Origin of the sequence: Streptomyces sp. 3211.6 (genome assembly GCF_003634815.1) — a bacterium.
GTDB lineage: Bacteria > Actinomycetota > Actinomycetes > Streptomycetales > Streptomycetaceae > Streptomyces > Streptomyces katrae_A.
Window position 1 is genome coordinate 1943832 of the sequence record NZ_RBXC01000001.1, and the last position, 24576, is coordinate 1968407.

Below are 24576 nucleotides of genomic sequence, written 5' to 3' on the forward strand. Positions count from 1 at the left end.
AAGAAGCGGAGAAGGGGCTGGCCGGGGAGACGGCTCCGCGCAGCGGCGCCCCAGCCCACGCGCACCCGCACCCGCACCCGCCCTAGAACACGACCAGCGACCGCCCGCCCTTACCCGCGACCATCGCCTCGAACGCGGCCGGGATCCCGTCCAGCCCGATCCGGTCGGTGACCATCGCCCCCAGATCCAGCCGGCCCGCCCGGACATGCTCGGCGATCACCGGCAGATCCCGCGCCGGATCGCTGTTCCCGTACACGCACCCGCTGAGCGTCCGCGCGAAGTGGAAGATCTCCAGCGCGTGGAAGCTCACCCGCTGCTCCTTCCCCCCGATCCCGACGACCGTCGTCCGCCCGCCCCGCCGCGTCGACTCCCACGCGGCCCGGATGGTCTCCGCGCGCCCCACGCACTCGACGGCGACGTCCGCCCCCTGCCCGCCGGTCAGCGCACGGATGTCCTTCGCCGTGGTCTCCGACGCCAGGACGAACTCGGTCGCCCCGGCGGCCCGCGCCAGCTCCTCCTTGGCCGGGGAGACGTCGACGGCGACGACCGGCCCGGCGCCGGCGATCCGCGCCGCCTGGAGGGCGGCGAGGCCGACCCCGCCGACGCCGAACACCGCCACCGACTCCCCCGCCCGGACCCGGGCGCTGTGCTGCACGGCCCCGTACCCGGTCAGCACCGCGCAGCCCAGCAGCGCGGCCTCCTGGAGCGGGATCCCGGCGGGCGCGGGCAGCACGCAGTTGGCCGCGACGACGGTCTCCTCGGCGAACGCGGCGACGTTCAGCCCGGGGTGCAGTCCCACGCCCTCCGCGTCGTGGGCGTAGACCGCGCCGACCCCGGACAGGGCCTTGGCGCAGAGCCAGACCTCGCCGATCCGGCAGTGGTGGCACTCCCCGCAGGACGGCGCCCAGTTGAGCACCACCCCGTCGCCGGGGGCGACGTGGGTCACGCCCTCCCCGACGGCGAGGACCGTCCCCGCGCCCTCGTGGCCGAGGACGGCGGGGACGGGCACCCGCATGGTGCCGTCGGTGAGGGAGAGGTCGGAGTGGCAGACCCCGGCGGCGGCGAGCCGCACCCGGACCTGCCCGGGGCCGGGATCGGGCAGCACGATCTCCCGTATCTCCAGCGGGGCTCCGACGGCGGGCAGGATGGCGGCGCGGACCATGGTCGTCGTCTCCGTGTCGTGTCTTCGGTGGCTCGGGCGCGTTCGGCGTATCGGACGTACGGGTGGGGCTCAGAACTGCAGGGACTTGGTCTGGAGGTACTCCGCCAGACCGTGCGGGCCGAGCTCGCGGCCCACGCCCGACTGCTTGTAGCCGCCGAAGGGGGCGAGCACGTTGAAGCGGCCGCCGTTGATGTCCACCTGTCCGGTGTCCATGCGGCGCGCGAAGGCCACGGCCGTCTCGGCGTCCGCCGCCCACACCGCGCCGCCCAGCCCGTAGACCGTGCCGTTGGCGATCCGCAGGGCCTCCTCCTCGTCCTCGTAGGAGAGGATCGCCAGTACGGGGCCGAAGATCTCCTCCTGGGCGATGGCCATGTCCGGGGTGACGTCGGCGAAGACGGTCGGGGCGACGAAGTACCCGCTCTCCCGGGGCGCGTCGAGGCCGCCCGCGACCAGGCGCGCGCCTTCCTCCACGCCCTTGGCGATGTATCCGCGGACACGGTCGCGCTGCTTGGCGTTGACGACCGGCCCGAGGCGCGTGCCGGGGTCGCGGGGGTCGCCCGCGGGGTACTTGGCGACGGCGGCGGCCGCGAGGGCGACGGCCTCCTCGTACTGGTCCCGGTGGACGAGCATGCGGGTGAGCGCGTTGCAGCTCTGGCCGGTGTTGTTCATGACGTGTCCGACGCCCGCCGCGACGGCCTTGGCCAGATCGGCCCCGGGCAGGATCACGTTCGCCGACTTGCCGCCGAGTTCGAGGGCGACGCGCTTGACGGCGGCTCCGGCGATGGCGCCGATCTTCTTGCCGACGGCGGTCGAGCCGGTGAAGGAGACGAGGTCCACCCCTTCGTGCTCGGCCAGGGCCTGGCCGGCGACCGGGCCGGTACCGGTCACCAGGTTGAAGACTCCGGCCGGGATGCCCGCCTCGTGCACGGCTTCGGCGAAGAGCTGTGCGGTCAGCGGGGTGTCCTCGGCCGGCTTGAGGACGATGGTGCAGCCGGCGGCGAGAGCGGGTGCCACCTTGGCAACGACCTGGTGCAGCGGATAGTTCCACGGCGTGATCGCCCCGACCACACCGACCGGCTCCATGAACACGGTGGAGTGTCCGAGCCGCTCCTCGAAGGGGTACGAGGCGGCCAGTTCGGCGTACGAGGAGGCCACCGCGATGGGTGCGCCGACGTGCACGGCCTCCGCGAAGCCGAGCGGGGAGCCCAGTTCGGCGGTGACGGTCTCGGCGATCTCCCCCTTGCGGGCGACCAGCACGTCCCTCAGGGCCCCGATCAGCGCGGCGCGCTCGGCCGCGGGGGTGGCCGCCCAGCCGGGGAAGGCCGCGCGGGCGGCGCGTACGGCGGCGTCCACGTCCTCGGCCGTGCCGGCCGGGACACCGGCGATGACCCGCTCGTCGGCCGGGTTGACGACCTCGATCCGGCCGGATCCGGCGGCGGGCCGCCACTCCCCGCCGATGTACATCCCGTCGTGGGCCTTCATCGCATTCCTCCCGAGCACGCACGAGCGCGTAGACGCGCGGACCTGACGTCCGACCACCCTACAAACTAGCGCCGGTAGTTTTCGGACGGCCAGGGGTCGCGGGGGTCAGATGGTGCCGAAAAGCATCCCCGCCCCCAGGACCACGAGGGAGGTGAGGGCCGCCCATTTCACGGTGAAGCGGGTGTGGTCCCCGAACTCGACCCTGGCCATGCCGACGAGCACGTAGACGGCCGGAACCAGCGGGCTGGACATGTGCAGGGCCTGGCCGGCCAGGGAGGCGCGGGCGATCTCGAGCGGGGAGACGCCGTGGGCCGCGCCCGCCTCGGCCAGGACCGGAAGGACGCCGAAGTAGAAGCCGTCGTTCGACATGAAGTAGGTGAGGGGCAGGCTCAGCAGTCCGGTGACCAGGGCCATGTGCGGGCCCATGCCGTCGGGGACGGCGCCGACCAGCCAGCCGGCCATGTGCTTGACCATGCCGGTGCCGGAGAGGACCCCGGTGAAGACGGCCGCCGCGAAGACCATGCCGGCGACGTTGAGGACGTTGTCCGCGTGGGCGGCGATCCGGGCCTTCTGGTCGGGCATGTGCGGGAAGTTCACCGTCAGGGCGAGGGCGGCGCCGAGGAGGAAGAGTACGGGGATGGGCAGCAGCTCCATGATCATCGCGGTGAGCAGGGCGGCGGTGAGGGCCGCGTTGAACCAGTACAGGCGGGGCCGCAGGGTCGGGCGGTGGGGGTCCAGGCCCTGGATGTCCTCGGGGGCCGGCGCGGGCGCCTCGGGTCCGGGCGGCGGCGCGGGGGCCTCGGGACCGGGGGCCGGCGCGGGGCGCTCGGGTCCCGGGGCCGGCGCGGGGCGCTCGGGTCCCGGGGCCGGCGCGGGGCGCTCGGGTCCGGGGGCGGCTGTGGGAACCGCGTCCGGGCCGGCGCCGCTCCCGCCGCCGGTCGCGGTACGCGCGCCCCCGGCGGCCGCCTTCGCGCCGGATCCGGCCGCGACCAGGGATTCCGGCTCCGGCTCGGCCTCCTCGCCGGGCATGACCAGGGAACCGACCCGGCGGCGCTCGCGCACGCCCAGGGCGTAGGCCAGGAGGAACACGAAGACCAGGCCGACGGCCAGGGCCGGGATCATGGGGACGAAGATGTCGGCCGCGTCGAGCTTGAGGGCGGTGGCGGCGCGGGCGGTGGGGCCGCCCCAGGGCAGGGTGTTCATGACCCCGTTGGCGGTCGCGGCGACGCCCGTCATGACCACCAGGCTCAGGCCGAGCCGCTTGTAGAGCGGGTACATGGCCGAGACGGTGATCATGAAGGTGGTGGAGCCGTCCCCGTCGAGGGAGACGATCGCCGCGAGGACGGCCGTGCCGACCACCACCCGCATGGGGTCGGCCTTGCAGAACCGCAGGATGCCCCGGACGACCGGGTCGAAGAGGCCGACGTCGATCATCACGCCGAAGTAGACGATGGCGAACATCAGCATGGCGGCCGTCGGCGCGAGCTTGCCGACGCCGTCGATGACGTAGTCCCCCAGGTGCGCGCCCTTTCCGGCGAAGACGCAGAAGAGCGCGGGGATGAGCACGAGCGCCGCGATGGGCGACATTTTCTTCAGCATGATCAGGACCAGGAAGGTCGCGATCATGGCGAAGCCGAGGAAGGTCAGCATGCAGGGAAGGTAGGTGCCGCCTCCTGGGGCCAACAAGACGTCCGGGCGTGAGCAATACGAGCAAAACCCCAGCTCAGGGCAGGGGTGTGACGGTGACGGGGAAGCCGTTGAGGACGGCGGTGCCCGACAGGGGGTCGAGTCGGCTGCCGTCGAGGAGCTGGTTCACGTTGACCCCCGCGACGGTGGCGGCCACCGTGAGCCGGGTGCCCTCGCGGTCGTGGCCCCAGCCGTGCGGGAGGCTGACCACACCGGTGCGGACGGTGTCGGTGACCTCCACCGGGACGTCCAGGCTGCCGCCGTCGGCGGTGACCCGGGCGCGGCCGCCGTCGGCGAGGCCGAGGCGGTCGGCGTCCCGTGGGTGGACCTGGAGGGTGCAGCGGTTGGAACCTCCGACGAGGGCGGGGACGTTGTGCAGCCAGCTGTTGTTTGACCGCAGGTGGCGGCGGCCCACGAGCACCAGGGCGGCAGGGCGTTCGGCGAGCGCCGTGCGCAGTCGGGGGAGCTCGGCCGCGATCGGGTCCGGCAGCAGCTCGATCCTGCCGCTGCGGGTCTTCAGCAGGCCGGGGAGCCGGGGCCGCAGCGGGCCCAGGTCGATGCCGTGCGGGTGCGCGAGGAGGCGTTCCAGACTGAGCCCCTGCTCCGCGGCCTCCGCCCCGGCGGCGCCGAAGAGGTCTCCGTACGGCCCGAGACGGAGCATCAGGTCGAGCCTGCGCTCGGGGCCGTTCTCACCGGTCAGCATGCCTTCGAGGCGGGCCGGATCGGCTCCGTGCAGGGGTGAGTGCCGGTCGGCGGTCTCCTTGGCGAGGGCGGCCCGGATCGCCGTCTCGTCGACGGCGGACGGCTCGGCGCGGCCGTGCATGCCGGAGACGGCCAGGACGAGGCGGGCGAGGATCTCGCATTCGTCGAGCCGGTCCGCTTCCAGGGGGATCGCGGGGCGGGTGTAGCGGACCTGGTTGCGGATGGCGAAGCCGTTGAAGGAGAAGTCGTGGTGCGCGGTCCGGGAGGGCGGCGGCGGGGGCAGGACGACGTGGGCGTGGCGGGAGGTCTCGTTCAGGTAGGGGTCGACGCTGACCATGAAGTCGAGCCCGGCCAGGGCCGCGTCGAGCCGCCGCCCGTCGGGGGCGGACAGCACGGGGTTGGCGGCGACGGCGATCACCGCGCGGATGCGCCCCTCCCCCGGTGTCTCGATCTCCTCGGCCAGTGCGGCGGTGGGGAGTTCGCTCTTGACCTCGGGGTGGCCGCTGACCCTGCTGTGCCAGCGGCCGAGGGCGAAGCCCCTGCCGGGCCCGGCGGGGCGGGGACGGGGGCCGGTGGCGGGGAGCGGGAAGAGGGCCCCGCCGGGGCGGTCGAGGTTGCCGGTGAGGACGTTCAGGACGTCCACGAGCCAGCTCGCGAGCGTCCCGTACTCCGCGGTGCAGCTGCCGATCCGCCCGTAGACCGCGGCCGTCGGCGAGGCCGCGAGGTCCCGGGCGAGGGTGCGGATCTCCTCGGCCGGCAGGTCGCAGGCGGGGGCGACGGCCTCGGGAGTGAAACTCCCGAGGCCGTCGGCGAGTTCCCCGAGTCCTTCGGTGTGTTGCTCCAGCGCGCCGGGAGCGGTGAGCTTCTCGTCCAGAAGGGTGTGCGCGAGCGCCGCGAGCAGCAGGGCGTCGCTGCCGGGGCGCGGGGCGAGGTGCCGGTCGGCGAGCCGGGCGGTGCGGGTGCGGCGCGGGTCGACGACGACGAGCGTGCCGCCCCTGGCCCGGAGGGCCTTGAGGCGGCCGGGGAAGTCGGGGGCGGTGCACAGGGAGCCGTTGGATTCGACGGGGTTGGCGCCGATCAGCAGGAGGAAGTCGGTGCGGTCCAGGTCGGGCACGGGGATGGCGAAGGGGTCGCCGAACAGGAGCCCGCTGGACACGTGCTTGGGCATCTGGTCGAGGGTGCTGGCCGTGAAGAGGTTGCGGGTGCCCAGGGCGCCGAGCAGGAGCGGCGGGTAGAGGGCTCCGGCCATGGTGTGGGCGTTGGGGTTGCCGAGGACCACGCCCACGGACTGGGCGCCGTGGTCCCGGACGAGCGCGGGGACGGCGGCGGCGATGGTCTCGTACGCCTCCTCCCAGGTGGCCTCCCGGAGTCGTCCGTCGCGGCGGACGAGCGGGGTGCGCAGCCGGTCGGGGTCGGAGTCGAGGGCTCCGAGGGCCGCGCCCTTGGGGCAGAGGAATCCTCGGCTGAAGACGTCGTCGCGGTCGCCTCGGGCACCGGTGACGGTGGTGCCCTCAATGGTGAGGGTGAGGCCGCAGGTGGCTTCGCAGAGGGGGCAGATACGCAGGGCGGTGCGGGGCATGGGCCCTCCCGGGGGCGGCAGGCGGCGCGGGCGCGGTCCGGCGGGACCTCCGCCTCGCGCGGCGCGGGCCCGCGGGCGCCCTGAGCATACCGACCGGTAGGGACGGCGGGGAGGGGGTTGCGGCAGCCCGTTCCGCCGGGCGCGGGCGCCGGGGAGCGGCGGCCGGGTCAGTCGAGGACGCGGGCCAGGTAGGCGTGCATCATCGCCCGGGTCTCGTCGATGATCCCGGGGTCCCCGGCCGGGTCGGCCCGGAAGGCGAGCTGCACGAGCGCGTCCGTCGCCTCCACGGCCACCAGGACCGCCCGCCGCAGGACCGGGTCGGGGGTGAGGCCGAGGTGGGCGCACAGGAGGGCGGTGAGGCGGGCCGCGACCTGGTGGTTGGGGTCGGAGGCGGGGCCCTCCGGGGGCGGGGCGGGCACCCCGAAGTCGACCAGGGCGAACCCGGGGAGGGTCCGCTTCATGGCCAGGTACTCGTCCAGCACCGCGTCCACGACGGGCCGCCAGTGCGTGGCGGGGACCAGGGCGAGCCGTGCCGTGATGCCCTCGGCGTACCGGTCGAGGTTGCGCTGGGCCAGGGCGGCGGCCATGGCCCGCTTGTTGCCGAAGAAGCGGTAGACCGAGCCGATGGGCACGCCGGCGCGCAGGGCGACGGTGCGGGTGCTCAGGTTCTCGTACCCGGTCTCGTCGAGGAGTTCGGCGCAGGCGTCGAGGATCCGGGCGAGGCGGTCGGCGCTGCGCTGCTGGACCGGGGTCCGGCGCAGGGGGTGGGCGGGAGGCACGGGATCCATCATGCCCTTCCTGGCGGCGCTCAGTTCAAGAGGAGGGTGAGCCCGCCGATGGTGTACGTGATCATCAGCGCGAGCAGCGGCAGTTGCCCGGCGACCGCCTTCGCCGGGGGGAAGAGGCGGACGGAGCGGTCGTGGGCGGCGATCACGCCGAGTACGTGACCGGTGACGACGGCGATCACCTGGAGGGCGGCGAGGCCGCCGGGACCCAAGGGGGGACTGCGATCGGGGGCGTTGTCAGTGCCCAGTGCCATGCTTACCGTGCGTGGTCCTTCGGTGACGAGGAGGGAGAAGTAATGGGCGATGAGATAGCCGAGGGCGATCGGTACGAGTGAGTGGGCGAAGGCGGTCAGCGGGCGGGGGTGCGGTCCGCTGACGAGGCGGGTGGCTCCCGCGCACAGGCAGTAGAGGGTGGCGACGAGGGCGATGGAACCGAGCAGTCCGAGCGTGGCCGTGGGGGTGCGGCCGAGGGGGGAGGTCTGAATGGCGTTGATCCAGGAGGGGTTGTCGGAGTAGCCGTCGTAGGCGGTGGAGCCGAGGAGGACGCAGACGGTGGCGACGAGTCCGGGCCGCTCGGGCGTCGCGTCGAGTCCGTGGAAGGGGTTGCGCAGGACGAGGCGGCCGTCGTGGCGGCGGCCCAGGGGGGAGAGCCGGGACAGGAGGTCGGAGTAGGCCTCGAAGGGGTCCGCGCCGGTGAACCAGTCCTCGCCGTGGCGGGCGGCGAGGAGCAGGTGCGGCACGGCGTAGGCGGCGAGGGCGATCAGGAGGGAGGTGGTGGACGCGGGATCGGGAGAGACCAGTTCGAGCCAGGTGAAGGCGAACAGCCCGGCGGCGGCGGGCCATTGGCCGAGTCCTGGCGGCAGGGGGCGGCCGGCTCCCGGCGGGCGGCGGCGGGCCCGGGCGAGGAGGCGGTGCAGGGTGCGGAGCGGGTTGAGCAGGCGCCAGACGGGGCCGAGGAGGAGGGAGGCGGGCACGAGTCCGACCCACAGCAGGACGTAGACGGCGCCCGGAGCGGGGTTGCGGGCGGGGCCGTCGGGACCGAGGAGGAGGTGGAGGAGTACGGCGAGGGCTGTGGCCAGACCCAGTCCGCGCAGGGTGGTGCGGGTGGCCGGCGCGTCGGCCACCCGCTGGATCCCGGCGGGCAGGGCGAGCCCGGAGCGGTCGCCGCGGAAGCGGGAGGCGGACCAGAGGAGGCCGAGTGCGAGGAAGGAGACGAAGAGCGCGGCGAAGGCACCGGCGAAGGCGTAGAAGGGAGAGATCGGCAGGTCGTGCTGGGAGCCGATCCCGTGTGCGAGGAGGGTCGACGGGCCCGCGGGGTGGGGCGTCACCGGACGAGGAGCTGGGTCAGGACGAGTCCGGACTCGTGGGTCTCGACCTCGAAGAGGCCCGTGCGGTCGGCCGTGAGGACCAGGGTGGCCTCCTGGCCCGCGGGGAGGGCGAGTTCCTTGTCGTAGCCGTGGACGTGCAGGGTGTCGGCGCGGTCGCTGGTGACGCGCAGGGCGATCCGCTCGCCGCGCTTGAGCTCGGTGCGGGCGGTGGGCGGGGACACCTTGCCGTCGCGGACGGTGAGGGTGACGGTCCGGTCGGCCTGGGGTGTCTGCGGGGACGCAGGGGCCGGGGTGGCGGTCGGGGCGGGGGCGGGATGGCTGTGGGAGTCCTGGCCCGGGGGGCCCGCGGTCAGCTGCGCCGTTGCCTCGACGGGCCGGCCGGCGACGGCCCAGGCCGTGTGGTCGTCGGCGTAGAGGCGGACGGTCAGGGTGTGCGCGCCCTCGGGGACCTGGGCCGCGGGCAGGTGGAACCAGGGGCCGTACACGCGGGCCAGCTTGTGGCCGTCGAGTTCCAGGTGGGCGTGACCGGCGCCGGGGAGGGCGGCGCCGCCGGTGCTGTCGGGGGTGAAGCGGAAGTTGGTCACGGCCAGCTGGAGGTTCCAGCCGTCCTCGGAGTCGGGGCGGACGGCGAGCCGTACCTCCGGCGCGCCCTGGGCGGGGACCTCGCGCAGGCGGTGGCCGCCGGCGTCCTGGGTGCCGAGCAGGGTGCCGGCGTCGCCGGAGGCCTGCTCGTGGGTGGTGCCGGGTTTGTGGTGGGTGGTGGCGCGGCCGCCGCAGCCGGTGGCGGCGCCGCCCGTGAGCAGGAGGAGGACCGCCACCAGCGCGGCCGTGCGGGCGCGCCGGCGGCGGGGGTGTGCCTGCCGGGTGGCCGCCCGGCAGGCGTCGCACGGGACGCGGGGCTCGGCGGGGTCGGTCACTGCGGGTCTCCGGTCGTCGGGTGGGCCACGGCGGCTTCGTCCGCCGTCCGGCCGGCGGGTACGGGACGGCCCGGCTCCACCGGGCCGGGGCGGGCGCAGGCCACGACCGCCCACAGGACCCACACCACCGCGACCAGGGCGCGGATCCAGGCGGGGCTCAGCGGGATCCAGGGGATCATCAGCACGGCCTTGTCGAAGGCGTCGAGCAGGGTGAGGGCGCCCAGGAGCAGGGTGAGGCGGGCGAGCCAGGGCCGTGCGGGGCGCAGGGCCAGGCCGGTGCCGGTCCACCACAGGCCGAGCAGGAGCAGGGCGAGGGCGGGGACGGGGGTGTGGGTCAGGGACATGGTGGAGCCGGCGACGTCCAGGGCCAGGCCGGCCAGGCCCAGCAGGGCGGCCGCCGTGCCCAGCCGGGAGCGGCGCAGGCGGCGGCCCCACAGGACTGCGCCGACCAGCAGCAGGACCGCCGCCACCGCGAGGGCGATCTGGGTCTCGACCCGCTCCAGCCCCCGGGCCCCGTACCAGTCGCAGCCGGCCGGGAGCTTGCGGGCCTGGACGTCGTAGTCGGCGCAGACCAGCAGCTGGGTCAGCTTGACCGGTTCGCCCACCAGCCGGGCGGAGGCGCCGCTGACCTCGCCGCGCTGCTTGCCGCACTGCGGGAGCGTGCCCGGGGAGGAGCCGTCGGGTCCGCCCTGCCAGCAGTTCCCGCGGCCCTGGCCGTCCCACCACACGTCGCTGCCGTTGGGGCGGGAGGCGCCGGACTTGTCCCGGCCGAGGATGTTGCCCGCGTAGCGGTTGTGGTGGGAGGTGTCGGTCTGCTTGGACCACTTCTCCTCGCCGCGGATGAACGCGGGCACCGCGCTGAGGAAGAAGCCGGCCCGCCGGTGCCCGTAGACCCAGTTGTCCTCGTACACGTTCCAGTTGCCGCCCGCTGTGATGATGCCGGTGCCCGGCGGCATAGAGATCTGCGGGCAGACCACCCCCTGCTCGTAGCCGCGCGCGACGGGCGGCCTGGCGCAGGTTCCGTCGGCGACGTAGTGGTAGTAGTCGGCGTTGTTGTCGTGGATCAGGTTCCGCTCGAAGCGGGCGTGGTTCTGCGGGAGGCCGGGGTGGCCGGGGAAGGCGCTGTCCATCGAGGCGCCGCCCATGTTCTGGTCGAACTCGTTGTCGTGGACCCACACCGAGTCCCCGGCGGTGCCGGAGTAGCCGACCATGTTGTGGTGGCTGCGGCAGCCGGTGATCTCGATGGAGTAGCGGGGCACGTCGTAGCCGCGGCCGTCGTTGATGTTCGATGCGCTGCCGGGGTAGATGCCGGAGTCGCCGTTGCCGTAGGACTCGCAGTTCTTGTAGAGCCCGTGGTCGCTGGCGAAGGTCAGGAAGCCGTACTCGTCGTTCCAGCGGGTCAGTACGTCGTCGATGACGAAGCCGTCGGCCGCGAGGACGTAGAGGGAGTTGAAGGTGGTCCGCTGCGCGGTGAAGTTGCGGAAGTAGATTCCGTCGGACCCGTCGGCGCGGATGGCGTTGAGCTTCTGGTACTTGGCGTCGATGACCACGTCGGTGCGGGCCGCTCCGGTGCCCTCGATCTGCAGGTCCTTCTTGCCGAGGATCGCGACGAGGTTCTGGTTGTGGCGGCACCGCACCTGCTGCTCGTAGGACAGGATCTGGTAGCCGAGCGCCGAGTTGGGGGCCTTGAGGCGGGCGCACTCCCCCTCGGGCCTGGGGAGCGAGGGCTCCTCCTCGTAGAGGCCGGGGAGGATCGCGATGTTCATCCCCGGCCGGTCGACGGCGTCCACGGCCTCCTGGAGGTGGCGGTACCCGCTCTGCGCGCAGCGCTCGTAGAGGGCGAGGTTGCGCTGTCTGAGCGGCTCGGGGAAGCCGGCGGTCCGGCGTTCGAAGTCGGCCCGGTCGGTCTTGCAGACCAGCAGGTCGGGCTCGGCGGCGCGGTACACCGGGACCGACCCGGAGCCGTCGGGGAGGGTGACGGGGCGCTCCTCGTGCGCGCGGGCCTCGGGCGCGGCGGCGAGGAGGGACAGGAGCGCGAGGAGGGCGGCGAGGAGCGCCGCCGGCACGGCAGGGAACCTGCGGGTCCACGACATGCGCGAGAGAGTAGAGCAATGTTCATCTTTTCGGATCCCCCCGTGCGTGAACCCGTGCGTGAACCCGTGCACGAGCCCGTGCGCGAACCCGCCCTCGAACCCGCGAACGCAGCTGCGAGCGCACGGCGAGCGCACCCGGCGGCCCTGGCCGGAAAGACGGCGTTGACGTGCGGGTCGCGGAATCCTACTGTCAGCCATAGGATTCCTTCGACGGAGCGGGAGCAGCCCCATGAGTGAGCAGGCCAGGAAGACGGCGCAGGCGCTGGAGTACCTCACCGGCTTCGGCAACGAGCACAGCTCGGAGGCCGTGCCCGGCGCCCTCCCGCACGGCCGCAACTCCCCCCAACGCGCCCCCCTCGGCCTCTACGCCGAGCAGCTCAGCGGCAGCGCCTTCACCGAGCCCCGCCGCCACAACCGCCGCTCCTGGCTCTACCGGATCCGCCCCTCCGCCGCCCACCCGGCCTTCACCCGCGTCGACAACGGCGCCCTGCGCACCGGCCCCTTCACCGAGACCGTGCCCGATCCCAACCGGCTGCGCTGGAACCCGCTGCCCGACCCGGCCCCCGGCACCGACTTCCTGGCCGGCCTGTGGACCCTCGGCGGCAACGGCGACGCCACCCAGCGCACCGGTATGGCCGTCCACCTCTACTCCGCCAACGCCGACATGACCGACCGGGTGTTCAGCGACTCCGACGGCGAGCTGCTGATCGTCCCCGAGCGCGGCGGCCTGCTGCTGCGCACCGAGCTCGGCCTGCTGTCCGCCGCCCCCGGCGAGGTGGCGCTCATCCCGCGCGGCGTCCGCTTCCGCGTGGAACTCCTGGACGGCGACGCGCGCGGCTACGTCTGCGAGAACTACGGGCAGCCCTTCGAGCTGCCGGACCTCGGCCCGATCGGCGCCAACGGCCTGGCCGCCGCCCGCGACTTCCGGGCGCCGGTCGCCGCGTACGAGGACAGCGAGCGGCCGACCGAGGTGGTCAACAAGTTCTGCGGCAACCTCTGGGCCGCGACCTACGACCACTCCCCGCTCGACGTGGTCGCCTGGCACGGCACCCACGTCCCGTACGTCTACGACCTGCGGAAGTTCAACGTCATCGGGTCCATCAGCCACGACCACCCGGACCCGTCCATCTTCACGGTCCTGACCTCGCCCTCCGACACCCCGGGCCTGGCGGGCGTGGACTTCGTGGTGTTCGCCCCGCGCTGGCTGGTCGGCGAGGACACCTTCCGCCCGCCGTACTTCCACCGCAACGTGATGAGCGAGTACATGGGCCTGATCGAGGGCGCCTACGACGCCAAGGCCGAGGGCTTCGTGCCCGGCGGCGGCTCGCTGCACAACATGATGTCCGCGCACGGGCCGGACCGGGAGACCTTCGACAGGGCCAGCGCCGCCGAGCTCAAGCCGCAGAAGATCGACGACGGCCTGGCCTTCATGTTCGAGACCCGCTGGCCGATCACCGCCACCGCCCAGGCGGCCGGCGCGGACCACCTCCAGCGCGGATACGACGACGTCTGGGAGGGTCTCGAGCGGCACTTCCGCGCCTAGTATTCCCCTGCCCCCGCACCGCTCAGCCTGCCGCCCCGACCGGGACGCCAGCCCCGTACGGAGAACCACCCGTGACCGCCTTCGCCCCCGACTCCCTGGTACTGAACCGGAAGCTGCCCCTCTGGTACCAGGTGTCCCAGTCGCTCCGCGCCTCGATACTCGGCCGCACCCCGGACGCCTCGCTGCGCCTGCCGACCGAGGAACAGCTCGCCGAGCACTACGGGGTGAGCGTGCTGACGATGCGCCAGGCGCTCAAGGAGCTCGAGGGCGAGGGGCTCATCAGCCGGCACCGGCGGCGCGGCACGTTCATCGAGCCGGGCGCCCGCCGCAGCGCCCCGGTGCGGCTGCTCGGCTCGGTCGACGCGATCGTGGCCCAGCAGTCGGGCGAGCGGACGACGGTCCTCGGCCATGAACGGACGCCGGTGTCCGGGGAGCTGCTGGAGCACTTCCCGGACCTCCCGGAGGTGGTCACCTACCGCCGCCTGCGGCGCGACGGGCAGAGCGGGGAGCCCACGAACTGGGCGGAGAACGCGGTGCGCCCGGAGCTCGCCGAGGCGGTGGACCTCGCCGACCTGGAGCGCTGGCCGATGACCAAGGTGCTGCGCGACGTGGTCGGCGTGCGGATCAGCCGGATCACGGACACCGTCGAGGCGCGCCTGGCCGACCCGGAGACGGCCGAACTGCTCCAGGTTCCCCTGCTGAGCCCGATCCTGCACTACACGGGCGTGACGTACGGGGAGGACGGGCGGGTGGTCGACGTGGCCCGGATCCGGTACCGGGGCGACCGGTTCTCCTTCACCGTCACCGTCGACGCGCCCTGAGCGGACGGCGGCGGCCGCCTACTTCTGCTGCTGCTCGTTCTCCTCGGTCGCGCGCTCGCCCTCGGCCTGGGAGGGCGTGGTGCGCACCGTCCGGGCGTGGTGGCTCTGCTGGAACTGCTTCTCGTCCATGTCCTCGTCGAGCCGCTCTCCCTCGGCCTGCGAGGGGGTCGAATACTCGTCGTACTGACTCATGGCCGACTCCTCGGTCGGGACGGATACGTACGTACGTGACGGACGCGTACATAAGGAGCGTAACGCTTCGGCCGGGACACGGCCCGGCCCTGGCCGGCCGTCGCTACCATCTGCCGGGTGAGCGAAGACGTACCCCTGCTGGACGATCTGATGCCCTGGTCCGTGAGCGGCCTGCGCCTGGGCCGCGCCTGGGTCGCGGCCCCCGATCCGGCCACGCTGCGCGCCCGCTGGACGGCCCTGACGGGGGCCGAAGGGCCGGAGCGCGAGAGGCTGTTCCGCCCGAGCCGGACCCGTACGCCGTCCGCCGGCGCGGCCGCCCTGCCGGGGCAGCGCTCGGCCACTTCCCGCTTCGCCGACGACCCCGGCCCCTTCCCGGACCCGGTACGGGTGCTCCGCGCGCCCTTCGACGAGCAGTGGCTGCTGCCCGACCAGCGGCTCATCGACGCCGCCCGCCCCGAGCTGTGGCGGGTCCTGGACGGGCAGCAGCTGTTCCTGCTGGAGAACCCGGGCCTGCTGGTCACCGCCCACCTCCCGGCCGGCCGGCTCGGCCGGATCCGCCCGCTGCACCGGCGCCCGGGCGGCGCCGAGGCGAACCTCGCGCCCGGGCTGGCGGCCCTGCTGGGCGGGCGTTACGGCGGCTGGGTCACCCCGGAGGACGTGCTCTGCTGGATCCTCGCCGCCGGCCGCCCCGGGCCCCGGGGGTACGAGGTCCCGCTCACCGCCGACCCCGAGCGCTGGCGGGCCGGGGTGGAGCTGGGCCACCGGCTGCTCACCGTCCAGCTGCGCGGGGCGCGCGGCGGGGAGCCGCCGCGGCTGCCCGGCGGGCGGCGGCCCTACGTCCGGGCGGCGGTGACGGCCTGGCCGCGGGAGCTCGGGTACGACCCGGAGACCGAGACGCTGACGATCGGGGACGGGGCGGTGTCCCCCGTCCCGGCCGGGGCGTGGGAGTACGAGGCGCAGGGCGTGCGGGTGCTGGAGTCCTGGTTCGCCGCCCGCAGCGCGCACCGGGAGCCGCAGGCGCGGGGCCTGGACGGGTTCGGCCCGGCGGAGTGGCCACCGGCCTGGACCTCGGAGCTGCCGGCCCTGGTGACCACCCTGGCCCTGCTGGCCGGCCTGGCGCCGGAGCGGGCGGCGTTCACTCCCGGGCCGCCGCTCCCGCCGGCCGAGCTGGCGGCCGCCGGGGTGCTGCCCCCGCCCCGCTGGTCGCGCCGCCCGGCGTCGGTCCTGGACCACCAGGAGGAGGGCCCGGGGGGCCAGTTCGCCCTGCTGTGAGCCCGGCCCCCGGGCGGGCTGCGTACCGCCGGCGCCGCGCGGGGGCGGCCGGGCAGGCGGCTACGGGACGGGTGCGAGCGGTACCTGTACGGACACCGGGACGGTCTCCGTGTGGCCATTGGCGTCCAGGGCGTCCGTCAGGAAGGTCCGGGTGGCTGCGGTGAAGCGGCAGCCGACGACGGCGAGGCCGCACACCCGGTAGCGGACGACCACGGGCGCGCTGCCACCCGCCGGGATCGCGCCCACCGTCTGCGGGACCGGTCCGAGCCGGGTGGTCCCGGGGCCCGTGGGGAGGGCGTCGGTCAGTTCGACCCCGAAGGCGTCGCCGGGGCCGGTGTTGCGGATCCGGAACTCCACGCTCAGGGTGCGGGTGACGTAGTTGCCGATCCCGCCCCAGTAAGCGCGCTGGGTGACGGCGACCTGCGGCTGGAGGATGCTGAGGTTCCCGGTCAGGTTCAGGCTCCACAGCCTGCCGGTGCCGGTGGTGGCGTCGGAGGTCACCGTGAAGCTTCCGGTGCCGGAGGCGCCGCGGTAGGCGTTCCCCGGGGTGGAGTTCGGTACGACGCTCCAGGTGCCGCTGCCCGACACGGTGGTGCCGTTGTACGTGAGGCCGGGCGAGGTGCAGGAGCCGGCGGTCAGGGCGAGGGTCAGGGAGCCCCGTGCGTTGCTCAGGACGACCTGGCCGTCGCCGGGGAGCGCGGCCGACGCGGCCCCGACCCGGAAGGGCAGGCTGACGTCCAGCTGGGAGGCGAGCGAGGAGAAGACGCCCGGGTTGAGCGCGGCACCGCCCGTCAGCTGCCGGGTGTCGGTGAGCGGCCCCGAGGGGCACCCCGCCGAGCCGGTCACGACGCCCGTCGAGCCGGAGGCGTTCACGCCCAGCGGGTCCGGGGCCCGGCCCGCCGCCCCCGCCGGGACGGCGGCCGTGGGCACGAGGGCGGCCAGCAGCAACGTCAGGACCACCGCCGTGCGGCGGGGGGCGGAGCGTGGACGCGGTGCGGTCGTGGCTCTCATTGCGGCACCCCTTCTGACGGCTCGGCGCAGGACGCCCACGCACTTTACGCACCGGATCCGGACATTCCCGGGCATGCGGGCTGCGCAGACGGGTGACAGACCCCGCTTCCACCCGGTAGGCAGGGCTCATGGCAGCCACCGAACCCCTCCCCCTGTCCGGTCTCACCGTCGTCGCCGTCGAGCAGGCCGTCTCCGCCCCCTTCGCCACCCGTCAGCTCGCCGACCTCGGAGCGCGGGTGATCAAGGTGGAACGCCCCGACGGCGGCGACTTCGCCCGGGCCTACGACACCGCCGCCCGGGGGCTGGCCTCGCATTTCGTCTGGGCCAACCGGGGCAAGGAGTCCCTCGCGCTGGACCTGAAGGACCCGCGCGGGCTGGAGGTGCTGCACGCGCTGCTCGACGGGGCCGACGTGTTCGTGCAGAACCTCGCGCAGGGCGCCGCCGCCCGGCTCGGGCTCGACGCGGCCGCGCTGTGCGCCCGCTACCCGCGGCTGGTGGCCGTGGACATCTCCGGCTACGGCGCCGGGGGCCCGTACGCCCACAAGCGGGCCTACGACATGCTCGTGCAGTGCGAGGCGGGGCTGGTCTCGGTGACCGGGACTCCGGAGCGGCCCGTGAAGGCGGGGATCCCGGCGGCCGACATCGCGGCCGCCATGTACGCCTTCTCGGGGGTGCTGGCGGCGCTGCTGCGGCGCGGGACGACGGGGCGCGGCGGGCCGGTGGAGATCTCGATGCTGGAGTCGCTCGCCGAGTGGATGGGGCATCCGCTGCACCACACGGTGCACGGCGGGGAGCAGCCCGCGCGGACGGGTCTGGCGCACGCGGTGATCGCCCCGTACGACGCGTACGCGACGGCCGACGGGGACCGGGTGCTGCTGTCGGTGCAGAACGACCGCGAGTGGGGCCGGCTGGCGCGCGAGGTGCTGGAGCGGCCGGAGCTGGCCGGGGATCCGGCGTACGCGACGAACGCGGCCCGTACCCGGGGGCGGGAGGAGACGGACGCGGTGGTGGCCGGGGTGCTCGGCAAGCTCTCGGCCGACGAGGCGGTGGAGCGGCTGGAGGCGGCCGGGATCGCCTGTGCGCGGCTCAACTCGGTGGCGCAGCTGGCCGGACACCCGCAGCTGGCGGCGCGGGACCGCTGGCGGGAGGTGGGGTCACCGGCGGGCCCGCTGCGGGCGCTGCTGCCGCCGATCGGGCTGCCGGGCGGCCCGGAGGCGGTGATGGGAGCGGTGCCCGCGCTCGGCGAGCACACCGACGCCCTGCTGCGCGCCCTGGGGATGACGGACGCGCGCATCGCCGAACTGCGCGGGGACGGTGTGATCGCCTGAGGCCGGGGCGCCGGGGGATCCGGCGCGGCGTACGCCGGAGGACGCCGGGTGAAGGGACGGGACCGGGGTGCAGCCGGACGGGCCGGCTGCGCTACGGGGACGGTCGCCGGGGGCGGTTACCCGCGACGGCTGCCGAAGAGGGTGCGCCGCAGCCTGCGCAGCGGTGCGAACAGCGCGACGCGCGCGCTCCGGCTCCGCTGGACGTGGGTGTGGTCGCGCGAGGTGAGCTCGCGCATCAGCAGGGTCGCCTCGGCCACTTCGTGGCGCGGGGCGGCGGGTCCGCCCAGCACGGCGAGGTGGCGGTCGAGGCGCGAGCTGACCGCGCTGCTCCCGCAGGTGATGGCAGGCACGCGGGGCGGCCTGCTGCGCATTGCTATCTGTTCCATGTCTCTCCCCACCCGTACGAGGGCACCCGGCCCGGGCAGGGTAACCCTATCGCCTGCACAATGTCCTCGGGTATCCCGGTGGTGTGAATTACCCCTGTGAGTACGGGTAGTTGACGATTACTCAGCGGAGTCGGCCGTTACTCTCCGTACGAGAAAGGGCACTTGGGAACACGCTCGGTGAGCGGCTCGCGGAGTGTCCGTCACGACGGGGGCCGCCGGGGCCCCGCTGCGCTAACTTGGAGTGATCACCCGGTGACGCAAGGGGGGATCGCGTGAGTGCGAACGAAGGCGCAGAGTCCGGGCGTGTCATCGCCGGGCGGTACCGGCTGCTCGGTCCGCTGGGCCACGGCGGCATGGGCGTGGTGTGGCGGGCCCGCGACGAGGTGCTGGCCCGGGAGGTCGCCGTCAAGGAGGTGCGCGCCCCCGCCGGGCTGGACGCGGCCGAGGCCGCGCGGCTGTACCGGCGGCTGGAGCGGGAGGCCTGGGCCGCGGCCCGGGTCTCGCACCGCGGGGTGGTCACCGTCTACGACGTGGCCACCGAGGAGGGCCGGCCGTGGATCGTGATGGAGCTGGTGCGCGGGCTCTCGCTGGCGGAGGTGCTGGAGGCCGAGGGGCCGATGACCCCGCAGCGGACCGCGCACCTGGGCGAGCAGGTGCTGGCGGCGCTGCGCTCGGCGCACGAGGCGGGGGTGCTGCACCGGGACGTGAAGCCCGCCAACGTCCTGGTCGCCAATGACGGGCGGGTGGTGCTGAGCGACTTCGGGATCGCGAGCCTGGCGGGAGCCGCGCCGCTCACGATGACCGGCGAGGTGATGGGCTCCCCCGAATTCCTCGCGCCGGAACGGGCGTTGGGGCGCGAGCCCGGCCCGGAGTCGGACCTGTGGTCGCTCGGGGTGATGCTGTACGCGGCCGTGGAGGGGGTCTCGCCCTTCCTGCGGGACAGCCCGGTGGCCACCCTGGAGGCCGTGGTGGACGCGGAGCCGCCCCCGGCGCGCCGGGCCGGGCCGTTGGAGCCCCTGCTGGCGGGGCTGCTGCGCAAGGACCCCGCCGCGCGGCTGCCCGCCGCCGAGGCCGCCCGGATGCTGCGGATCATCGGCGCGGGCGGCGCCGTACGGGACCCGGGCGGGCCGGTGTGGGATCCGGCGGCGCCGACGGTGGCGGCCGGGCCGTACCCCGGGGACCGCGGGACGGGGCCGGTCCCCTCGGCGCCCCTGCCCGCTGAACCGCGGGAGCGGGGCGGGAGCGGGGCGGGTGTGGTGCTGGCCGTCGCCGCCGTGGCGCTGCTGGCGGTGCTGGCCCTGCTGGTGTGGCTGCTGCTGCGCGACACCGGGGGCGGGAGCGGGGCGGGCGGGAGCCCCGTGGTGACGGAGCGGCCCTCGCCGTCCGCGTCCGCGCCGTCCTCGGATCCGGCCTCCCCGTCCGGGTCCGCGACCACCGGGCCCGCGCAGAACGTCACGCTGTACGTGCACACCCTGCGCGCCGCCTACGCCGGGAGCTGCCCGCCGCCGGCGACCGGCACGCCTTCGTTCACCGGCACGATCGAGGTGGCCGTGGTGCCCGCGGTGGTGGAGTACCGCTGGGCCAGGCTCGACGGCTCCACGTCCGCGGAGCCGTGGCAGAGCATCACGTACGAGGAGGGCGGGCCGAGGACCCGTCAGCTGAACCACGACGAGCCCGTGGGGGAGGCGGGCGGGAGCGTACAGGACGCGGTACGGCTGGAGGTGCGCGCACCGCAGCTGAAGACCTCGGCCTGGCTGGAGTTCTCCGTGGCGTGCGCGCAGCAGACCCCGACGGCCGGGGCCTCCTCCCCCGCTCCCGCGAGCCCCTCGGGGACGCCCTCGGGGACGCCGGCGCCGGCACCCGGGGGGCCGACGCCGGCGGGGAGCCCGGTGGCCGGCCCTCAGGCCGCGCCGCTGAACACCGGGAGGTAGCCGCCGGACTGTCCGGCGGCGGTGGGGTGGTACGACTCGCCGATGTTGGTCCAGTTGACGCTGTGCAGCCACGCGTCACCGGAGCAGATCTCGTGGCCGGTGAAGGCGCCGACGACCGAGGCGAAGGCGAACCCGTGGTCGGCGGCGCGTTTGGCGATGGCCGCGTTGAGGTAGTCGGAGGCGCCGTTGATGGCGGAGCGCTCGCCTTCGGTGAGACCGGCGACGCAGCTTCCGTTGAGCTTGTAGAAGCGGGGATAGCCGAGCACGACCACCCGGGCGGAGGGCGCGCGGCCGCGGATGGCGTCGTAGACCTGGTCGAGCTGGCCGGGGAGGGTGGAGTCGACGTACGCCTTGGCCTGGTTGACGCGGTTGACACAGGTGGATTCGGACTGCAGGACGCAGGTCGTCATCACGTCGGAGAAGCCGGCGTCGTTGCCGCCGATGGTGATGCTGACCAGGTCGGTGCCGGAGTTGAGCGGGCCGAGCTGACCGGAGATCACATCACCCGTACGGGCGCCGGAGCAGGCGGTGAAGGAGAAGGTCTGCGGGGAATGGGCGGCGGCCCACAGGGCCGGGTAGGCGCGGGTGGTGCGCTTGCAGTTGCCGCTGGCGGAGTCGTAGTTCCCGGCGCCGACGCCGGAGGAGTACGAGTCGCCGAGGGCGACGTAGCCGAAGTCGGCCTGGGCGGAGGCCTGGCCTGCGCCGAACAGGGCGGCGCCCGCGGCGAGTAACAGGGAGGAGGTGAGGGCGGCGAAGCGCGACAGTCTCATGCTCATGTGTGCGGCTCCTTGTGGGGGTTACTCCTCAGTCGTTGGTACAAGCAGCCGGGGTTGGCCGGAAGTGTTCATGCCAAGAATTTTCGGGGCGGGATTGGCGGCCGGATCTTCACGGCCGATGGGTTTGAAGAGGGAACCTGGGCACCCGATCCGGCGAAACACGGGTGCGGCGGGTCAGTTCGTGCCGGATCATGGGCGCCATGCCAGCAGACCCGCATGACGCACTGCCGATCCGGCTCCACGTGGACGACAGTGACTCCCCGTCGGACGTCGTCGACGCGCTCTTCCTCGGCCGGTTCGCGACCGGCGAGCAGCCGTACGCGCAGAGCGTCACCATCGAGCGGGTGAAGGCGGAGGCCACGCTGCTGCCCCCGCGCGCCACCGTGCTGCGCTCGGCGCGCGACACCGACCGCAGCGCCACGCTCGCCGAGGGCGAGGGCTGGACGGTCCTCGTCTCCCGCTGGAGCCGGGGCGCGGACGTCACGGTCACCGCGGTCAGCGACGAACTCGCGCAGCGGGTGCTCGGCGAGGCCACGGACGGGGCCCAGGACGAGCCCGAACCGCAGCCGGAGAACGTCACGATGGGCTTCTGGTACGTCTCCCCGCGCCGGGGCCCGTACCGCACGACGCGGCAGATCTCGGCCGGCACGTGGGCGGAGGTGCGGCCCAACTACACGGCGCCGGTGGCCGCGGCGATGGACCGGCTGATGAAGATCACCCCGGACGACATCGCGGGGCGGCTCCTGCTGCTGCACGGGCCGCCGGGGACGGGGAAGACCTCCGCGCTGCGGACGCTGGCGCGGTCGTGGCGGGACTGGTGCCAGGTGGACTGCGTCCTGGACCCGGAGCGGCTGTTCAACGACGTGGGCTACCTGATGGACATCGCGATCGGCGAGGACGAGGGCACCGCGAAGGGGCGCTGGCGGCTGCTGCTGCTGGAGGACTGCGACGAGCTGATCCGCGGCGAGGCGCGGCACACGGCGGGGCAGGCGCTGTCGCGGCTGCTGAACCTGACGGACGGGCTGCTGGGGCAGGGCCGCAACGTGCTGGTCGGGGTCACCACCAACGAGGACCTGGAGCGGCTCCACCCGGCGGTGGTCCGGCCGGGCCGGTGCCTGGCCCGCATCGAGGTCGGCCCGCTGACGCGCGGGGAGGCGGTGGAGTGGCTCGGCACCGACGAGGGGGTGCCCCGGGAGGGGGCGACGCTGGCGGAACTCTTCGCCCTGCGCAGGGGCACGGGCCCGGCGGCGGTCGTCCCGGCGCAGTCCCAGTCCGAGGCCGGGCTCTATCTCTGACGCGCCGCTCGCACGGTGGGGCCCCGGCGGGCCTTGCCGGCTTCGCGCCGCCCCGTCGGACCCCGTCCGCCGGACCGCCGGGCGGGACCGCTGCCCCGGCAGGGGTCCGGCCGTCGGCTGCCGACCGTTGCCGCTGCGCGGAGCCGGGGTCCCCTACCCTCCCCCGGACTCCGTCCGGGGGGACCCCCACTTCGCCCGTTCCCCGGGGCAAGCCCCGGACCCCGTAAGGGCGCTGCGCGCCCGTCGCCTCAAACGCCGGCGGGGCTGCATACGCGGGAGGCGGCTCCGGGCCGCGGGAGCGGTGGGCCGGTGGGGCTACTTGGCCGCGTAGCGGGCCCGGAGGGCGGCGGTGGCGGCCGACAGGGCCTCAGCCTCCGTGAGGCCCAGGCGGTGCGCGCGGTCCGCGTACGACTGCGCGGCGAGGGCGGCCTCCCGTGAGGAACCCTCGCCCGCCGCGACGAACGTCCCGTTCCGCCCCCGCGTCTCGATCACCCCGTCCCCCTCCAGCGCCCGGTACGCCTTCGCGACGGTGTTCGCGGCCAGCCCCAGTTCCTCCGCCAGCCCGCGCACCGTCGGCAGTTTGAAGCCCGCCGGGAGCCGGCCCGACCGGGCCTGGTCGGCGATCTGTGCACGCAGCTGTTCGTACGGGGCCGCCGAGCCGGCCGAGCCGTCGATCCTGAGCCTGAGGGGGTTGGTCGAGGTCACGGGGCGATTGTAATTCGCAGGCGCCGGTGGCGGATCCGCCCGTAACGTCGTCCGCATGACCCTCCACGCCGTGCACGTGCGCGACCTGCGCCCCGACGACCCCGCCGACGCCGAGGCCGTCGTACGGGTGCGCCGCGCCGCCCTGCCCTTCATGATCACCACCCCCGACGGCGTGGCCTTCGCGCTCGGCTCCGCGCACCCCGACGCCCGCTTCCGCCTCCTGGTCGCCGAGACCGCGGACGGCCGTGTCGTCGGCACCGCCCAGGTGGGACTTGCCCACGACAGCCCCGAGCCGGGCCAGTCGTACGTCAACGCCTACGTCGACCCCGCCCACCGGTCCCGCGGCGCCGGCACCGCCCTGCTGCGGACGGCGGAGGAACACCTCGCCGCGCAGGGGGCCGTGGACGCGTACGCCTGGGTGCTCGACGAGCCCGCGAACCGGGCGTTCGCCGAGCGGCACGGTTACCGCCCCAGCCGCTCCGCGCACTTCCTGCGCCTGGACCTCGCGGGAGCCGCCCTGCCGCCGCTCCCCCGCGAGCTGCCCGACGGGGTGGAACTGCGCCCGGCGTCCGCCTTCGCCGCCGACCCGCGTCCGCTGTTCGAGGCCGACGCCGAGGCCACGGCCGACGAGCCGGGCGACGTCCCGGCCTCGCTCGACGACTACCAGGGCTGGCTCGACGCCGTCTGGTCCGACCCGACCCTCGACCACGGGCTGACCTCGGTGGTCCTCGTCGACGGGGAGGTGGCCGCCTTCTCGGCCGCCCGGACCGACGGCCGCACCCGCTACGGCTCGGCGATGACCGGTACCCGGCGCGCCTTCCGCGGCCGCGGCCTGGCCAAGCTCGCCAAGACGGACTCGCTCCACCGGGCCCGCGCGGCCGGCTACACAGAGGCCTTCACCGGCAACGACGCCGGGAACGAGCCGATGCTCGCCATCAACGCGCGGTTCGGATACCGGATCTGCGCGACGGAGACCCGTTTCACGAAGAAGCTCGGAGGACCGGCGCTGTGAGCACCACCTGGACCATCACCCTCACCAAGGCCGGCCGGACCAAGATCGCCTATCCGGCGGCGCAGCTGTCCGACGACGGGGACCGGATCTCGGTGCGGGCCCCCTGGGCGGCCGACGGCGTACGCGACTTCGGGTTCGTCCGCTTCGAGCCCGGCGACGTGTTCGTCGAGCACTTCTGGCGGACGCGCTGGTACGCCGTCAAGGAGGTCTGGAGCGGGGAGGGCGCCTTGAAGGGCTGGTACTGCGACGTCACCCGCCCGGCCGTGGTCCGCGACGGCGGGATCCTCGTGGAGGACCTGGACCTGGACCTGTGGGTGTCGGCGGACGGGAAGACCGTCCTGCGGCTGGACGAGGACGAGTTCGCGCAGAGCGGGCTGGCCGCGCGCGACCCCGAGGCGGCGGCCCGGGCCGTACGGGCGCTGGACACGCTGGAGGAGCAGGCCCGGTCCCGGGACGGGCTGACCGCGCTGCTGCGGTAGCCGCGGAGGCCTTCCTGTGGGGGCGCTTAGGGGTTCCTTAACGGGACCCTAAGGATCCTCTCCGGGGGCTCGAAGGCGGCCGCACGGGGTG

At 74.5% G+C, this 24576-nt stretch carries 21 protein-coding genes; 8 read left to right on the forward strand and 13 right to left on the reverse strand.

Features of this window, described 5'->3' with window-relative positions:
- Positions 1 to 82 precede the first annotated feature (82 nt).
- From BX286_RS09115 to BX286_RS09150, 8 genes are all read right to left on the reverse strand, one after another.
- Positions 83 to 1162, reverse strand: a complete 1080-nt coding sequence (locus BX286_RS09115) for a zinc-binding dehydrogenase (RefSeq protein WP_121014815.1) — start codon at positions 1160 to 1162, stop codon at positions 83 to 85.
- Positions 1163 to 1231: 69 nt separating this feature from the next.
- On the reverse strand, positions 1232 to 2644 hold the full coding sequence (locus tag BX286_RS09120; protein ID WP_079425389.1) for an aldehyde dehydrogenase family protein: 1413 nt from the start codon (positions 2642 to 2644) through the stop codon (positions 1232 to 1234).
- 105 nt (positions 2645 to 2749) lie between these two features.
- Positions 2750 to 4294 (reverse strand): citrate:proton symporter, encoded by a 1545-nt coding sequence (locus tag BX286_RS09125; RefSeq protein WP_121014816.1) that lies wholly within the window; start codon positions 4292 to 4294, stop codon positions 2750 to 2752.
- A gap of 73 nt (positions 4295 to 4367) precedes the next feature.
- Positions 4368 to 6611: a molybdopterin oxidoreductase family protein gene (locus BX286_RS09130; RefSeq protein ID WP_121014817.1), complete on the reverse strand. Its 2244-nt coding sequence runs from the start codon at positions 6609 to 6611 to the stop codon at positions 4368 to 4370.
- A 167-nt stretch (positions 6612 to 6778) separates the two neighbouring features.
- Positions 6779 to 7399, reverse strand: coding sequence for a TetR/AcrR family transcriptional regulator (locus BX286_RS09135; protein ID WP_121014818.1), 621 nt, complete (start codon positions 7397 to 7399; stop codon positions 6779 to 6781).
- A gap of 20 nt (positions 7400 to 7419) precedes the next feature.
- Positions 7420 to 8724 carry a hypothetical protein gene (locus BX286_RS09140; RefSeq protein WP_121014819.1) on the reverse strand — a complete coding sequence of 435 codons (1305 nt, stop codon included), beginning with the start codon at positions 8722 to 8724 and terminating at the stop codon, positions 7420 to 7422.
- Positions 8721 to 9545, reverse strand: a complete 825-nt coding sequence (locus tag BX286_RS09145) for a hypothetical protein (RefSeq protein WP_079431619.1) — start codon at positions 9543 to 9545, stop codon at positions 8721 to 8723. The genes BX286_RS09140 and BX286_RS09145 overlap by 4 nt, the downstream gene beginning before the upstream one ends.
- A gap of 92 nt (positions 9546 to 9637) precedes the next feature.
- Positions 9638 to 11734 (reverse strand): right-handed parallel beta-helix repeat-containing protein, encoded by a 2097-nt coding sequence (locus BX286_RS09150; protein WP_121014820.1) that lies wholly within the window; start codon positions 11732 to 11734, stop codon positions 9638 to 9640.
- 229 nt (positions 11735 to 11963) lie between these two features.
- Between BX286_RS09150 and hmgA the strand changes: the two genes are divergently transcribed.
- Both hmgA and BX286_RS09160 read left to right on the forward strand, forming a co-directional pair.
- The gene (hmgA, locus tag BX286_RS09155; protein ID WP_079425400.1) at positions 11964 to 13277 is read left to right on the forward strand and encodes a homogentisate 1,2-dioxygenase; all 1314 of its coding nucleotides are present in this window, start codon (positions 11964 to 11966) and stop codon (positions 13275 to 13277) included.
- Positions 13278 to 13348: 71 nt separating this feature from the next.
- Positions 13349 to 14098, forward strand: a complete 750-nt coding sequence (locus BX286_RS09160; protein ID WP_079425401.1) for a GntR family transcriptional regulator — start codon at positions 13349 to 13351, stop codon at positions 14096 to 14098.
- A gap of 18 nt (positions 14099 to 14116) precedes the next feature.
- On the opposite strand, the gene BX286_RS36480 is transcribed toward BX286_RS09160, so the two are convergent.
- Positions 14117 to 14290 (reverse strand): hypothetical protein, encoded by a 174-nt coding sequence (locus BX286_RS36480; protein ID WP_167747572.1) that lies wholly within the window; start codon positions 14288 to 14290, stop codon positions 14117 to 14119.
- A 150-nt stretch (positions 14291 to 14440) separates the two neighbouring features.
- Here BX286_RS36480 and BX286_RS09165 point away from each other — a divergent pair, with 150 nt between their 5' ends.
- Positions 14441 to 15562: a type ISP restriction/modification enzyme gene (locus tag BX286_RS09165; protein ID WP_159036808.1), complete on the forward strand. Its 1122-nt coding sequence runs from the start codon at positions 14441 to 14443 to the stop codon at positions 15560 to 15562.
- A gap of 60 nt (positions 15563 to 15622) precedes the next feature.
- On the opposite strand, the gene BX286_RS09170 is transcribed toward BX286_RS09165, so the two are convergent.
- Positions 15623 to 16573 carry a hypothetical protein gene (locus tag BX286_RS09170; protein WP_148710260.1) on the reverse strand — a complete coding sequence of 317 codons (951 nt, stop codon included), beginning with the start codon at positions 16571 to 16573 and terminating at the stop codon, positions 15623 to 15625.
- Positions 16574 to 16701: 128 nt separating this feature from the next.
- On the opposite strand from BX286_RS09170, the gene BX286_RS09175 reads away from it, so the two are divergent.
- Positions 16702 to 17901, forward strand: coding sequence for a CaiB/BaiF CoA-transferase family protein (locus BX286_RS09175; RefSeq protein ID WP_100863918.1), 1200 nt, complete (start codon positions 16702 to 16704; stop codon positions 17899 to 17901).
- Between the two features lie 116 nt (positions 17902 to 18017).
- Here BX286_RS09175 and BX286_RS09180 read toward each other — a convergent pair whose 3' ends face one another.
- Entirely contained in the window at positions 18018 to 18287 is a 270-nt protein-coding gene (locus BX286_RS09180; protein WP_079425408.1) for a hypothetical protein, read from the reverse strand.
- Positions 18288 to 18640: 353 nt separating this feature from the next.
- On the opposite strand from BX286_RS09180, the gene BX286_RS09185 reads away from it, so the two are divergent.
- On the forward strand, positions 18641 to 20218 hold the full coding sequence (locus BX286_RS09185; protein ID WP_398898877.1) for a serine/threonine-protein kinase: 1578 nt from the start codon (positions 18641 to 18643) through the stop codon (positions 20216 to 20218).
- Here the strand turns inward: BX286_RS09185 and BX286_RS09190 are convergent.
- Positions 20188 to 20988 carry an SGNH/GDSL hydrolase family protein gene (locus tag BX286_RS09190; protein WP_079431620.1) on the reverse strand — a complete coding sequence of 267 codons (801 nt, stop codon included), beginning with the start codon at positions 20986 to 20988 and terminating at the stop codon, positions 20188 to 20190. The genes BX286_RS09185 and BX286_RS09190 overlap by 31 nt on opposite strands.
- Positions 20989 to 21194: 206 nt before the next feature.
- Between BX286_RS09190 and BX286_RS09195 the strand changes: the two genes are divergently transcribed.
- The gene (locus BX286_RS09195; protein WP_398898322.1) at positions 21195 to 22289 is read left to right on the forward strand and encodes a DUF5925 domain-containing protein; all 1095 of its coding nucleotides are present in this window, start codon (positions 21195 to 21197) and stop codon (positions 22287 to 22289) included.
- Between the two features lie 315 nt (positions 22290 to 22604).
- Here the strand turns inward: BX286_RS09195 and BX286_RS09200 are convergent, their stop codons facing one another.
- Positions 22605 to 22994: a GntR family transcriptional regulator gene (locus BX286_RS09200; protein WP_261993387.1), complete on the reverse strand. Its 390-nt coding sequence runs from the start codon at positions 22992 to 22994 to the stop codon at positions 22605 to 22607.
- A 55-nt stretch (positions 22995 to 23049) separates the two neighbouring features.
- Here BX286_RS09200 and BX286_RS09205 point away from each other — a divergent pair, with 55 nt between their 5' ends.
- Both BX286_RS09205 and BX286_RS09210 read left to right on the forward strand, forming a co-directional pair.
- Complete coding sequence (locus BX286_RS09205) at positions 23050 to 24006, forward strand: GNAT family N-acetyltransferase (protein WP_100863916.1); 957 nt, start codon at positions 23050 to 23052, stop codon at positions 24004 to 24006.
- Positions 24003 to 24485, forward strand: coding sequence for a DUF402 domain-containing protein (locus BX286_RS09210; protein ID WP_079425417.1), 483 nt, complete (start codon positions 24003 to 24005; stop codon positions 24483 to 24485). The genes BX286_RS09205 and BX286_RS09210 overlap by 4 nt, the downstream gene beginning before the upstream one ends.
- Positions 24486 to 24576 lie beyond the last annotated feature (91 nt).

What these genes read in the sequence shown, in the direction of transcription:
- BX286_RS09115 (WP_121014815.1), bottom strand. Translation starts at nt 1,162, where the DNA reads ATGGTCCGCGCCGCCATCCTGCCCGCCGTCGGAGCCCCGCTGGAGATA.
- BX286_RS09120 (WP_079425389.1), bottom strand. Translation starts at nt 2,644, where the DNA reads ATGAAGGCCCACGACGGGATGTACATCGGCGGGGAGTGGCGGCCCGCC.
- BX286_RS09125 (WP_121014816.1), bottom strand. Translation starts at nt 4,294, where the DNA reads ATGCTGACCTTCCTCGGCTTCGCCATGATCGCGACCTTCCTGGTCCTG.
- BX286_RS09130 (WP_121014817.1), bottom strand. Translation starts at nt 6,611, where the DNA reads ATGCCCCGCACCGCCCTGCGTATCTGCCCCCTCTGCGAAGCCACCTGC.
- BX286_RS09135 (WP_121014818.1), bottom strand. Translation starts at nt 7,399, where the DNA reads ATGGATCCCGTGCCTCCCGCCCACCCCCTGCGCCGGACCCCGGTCCAG.
- BX286_RS09150 (WP_121014820.1), bottom strand. Translation starts at nt 11,734, where the DNA reads ATGTCGTGGACCCGCAGGTTCCCTGCCGTGCCGGCGGCGCTCCTCGCC.
- hmgA (WP_079425400.1), top strand. Translation starts at nt 11,964, where the DNA reads ATGAGTGAGCAGGCCAGGAAGACGGCGCAGGCGCTGGAGTACCTCACC.
- BX286_RS36480 (WP_167747572.1), bottom strand. Translation starts at nt 14,290, where the DNA reads ATGAGTCAGTACGACGAGTATTCGACCCCCTCGCAGGCCGAGGGAGAG.
- BX286_RS09165 (WP_159036808.1), top strand. Translation starts at nt 14,441, where the DNA reads ATGCCCTGGTCCGTGAGCGGCCTGCGCCTGGGCCGCGCCTGGGTCGCG.
- BX286_RS09170 (WP_148710260.1), bottom strand. Translation starts at nt 16,573, where the DNA reads ATGAGAGCCACGACCGCACCGCGTCCACGCTCCGCCCCCCGCCGCACG.
- BX286_RS09175 (WP_100863918.1), top strand. Translation starts at nt 16,702, where the DNA reads ATGGCAGCCACCGAACCCCTCCCCCTGTCCGGTCTCACCGTCGTCGCC.
- BX286_RS09180 (WP_079425408.1), bottom strand. Translation starts at nt 18,287, where the DNA reads ATGGAACAGATAGCAATGCGCAGCAGGCCGCCCCGCGTGCCTGCCATC.
- BX286_RS09185 (WP_398898877.1), top strand. Translation starts at nt 18,641, where the DNA reads ATGGGCGTGGTGTGGCGGGCCCGCGACGAGGTGCTGGCCCGGGAGGTC.
- BX286_RS09190 (WP_079431620.1), bottom strand. Translation starts at nt 20,988, where the DNA reads ATGAGACTGTCGCGCTTCGCCGCCCTCACCTCCTCCCTGTTACTCGCC.
- BX286_RS09195 (WP_398898322.1), top strand. Translation starts at nt 21,195, where the DNA reads ATGCCAGCAGACCCGCATGACGCACTGCCGATCCGGCTCCACGTGGAC.
- BX286_RS09205 (WP_100863916.1), top strand. Translation starts at nt 23,050, where the DNA reads ATGACCCTCCACGCCGTGCACGTGCGCGACCTGCGCCCCGACGACCCC.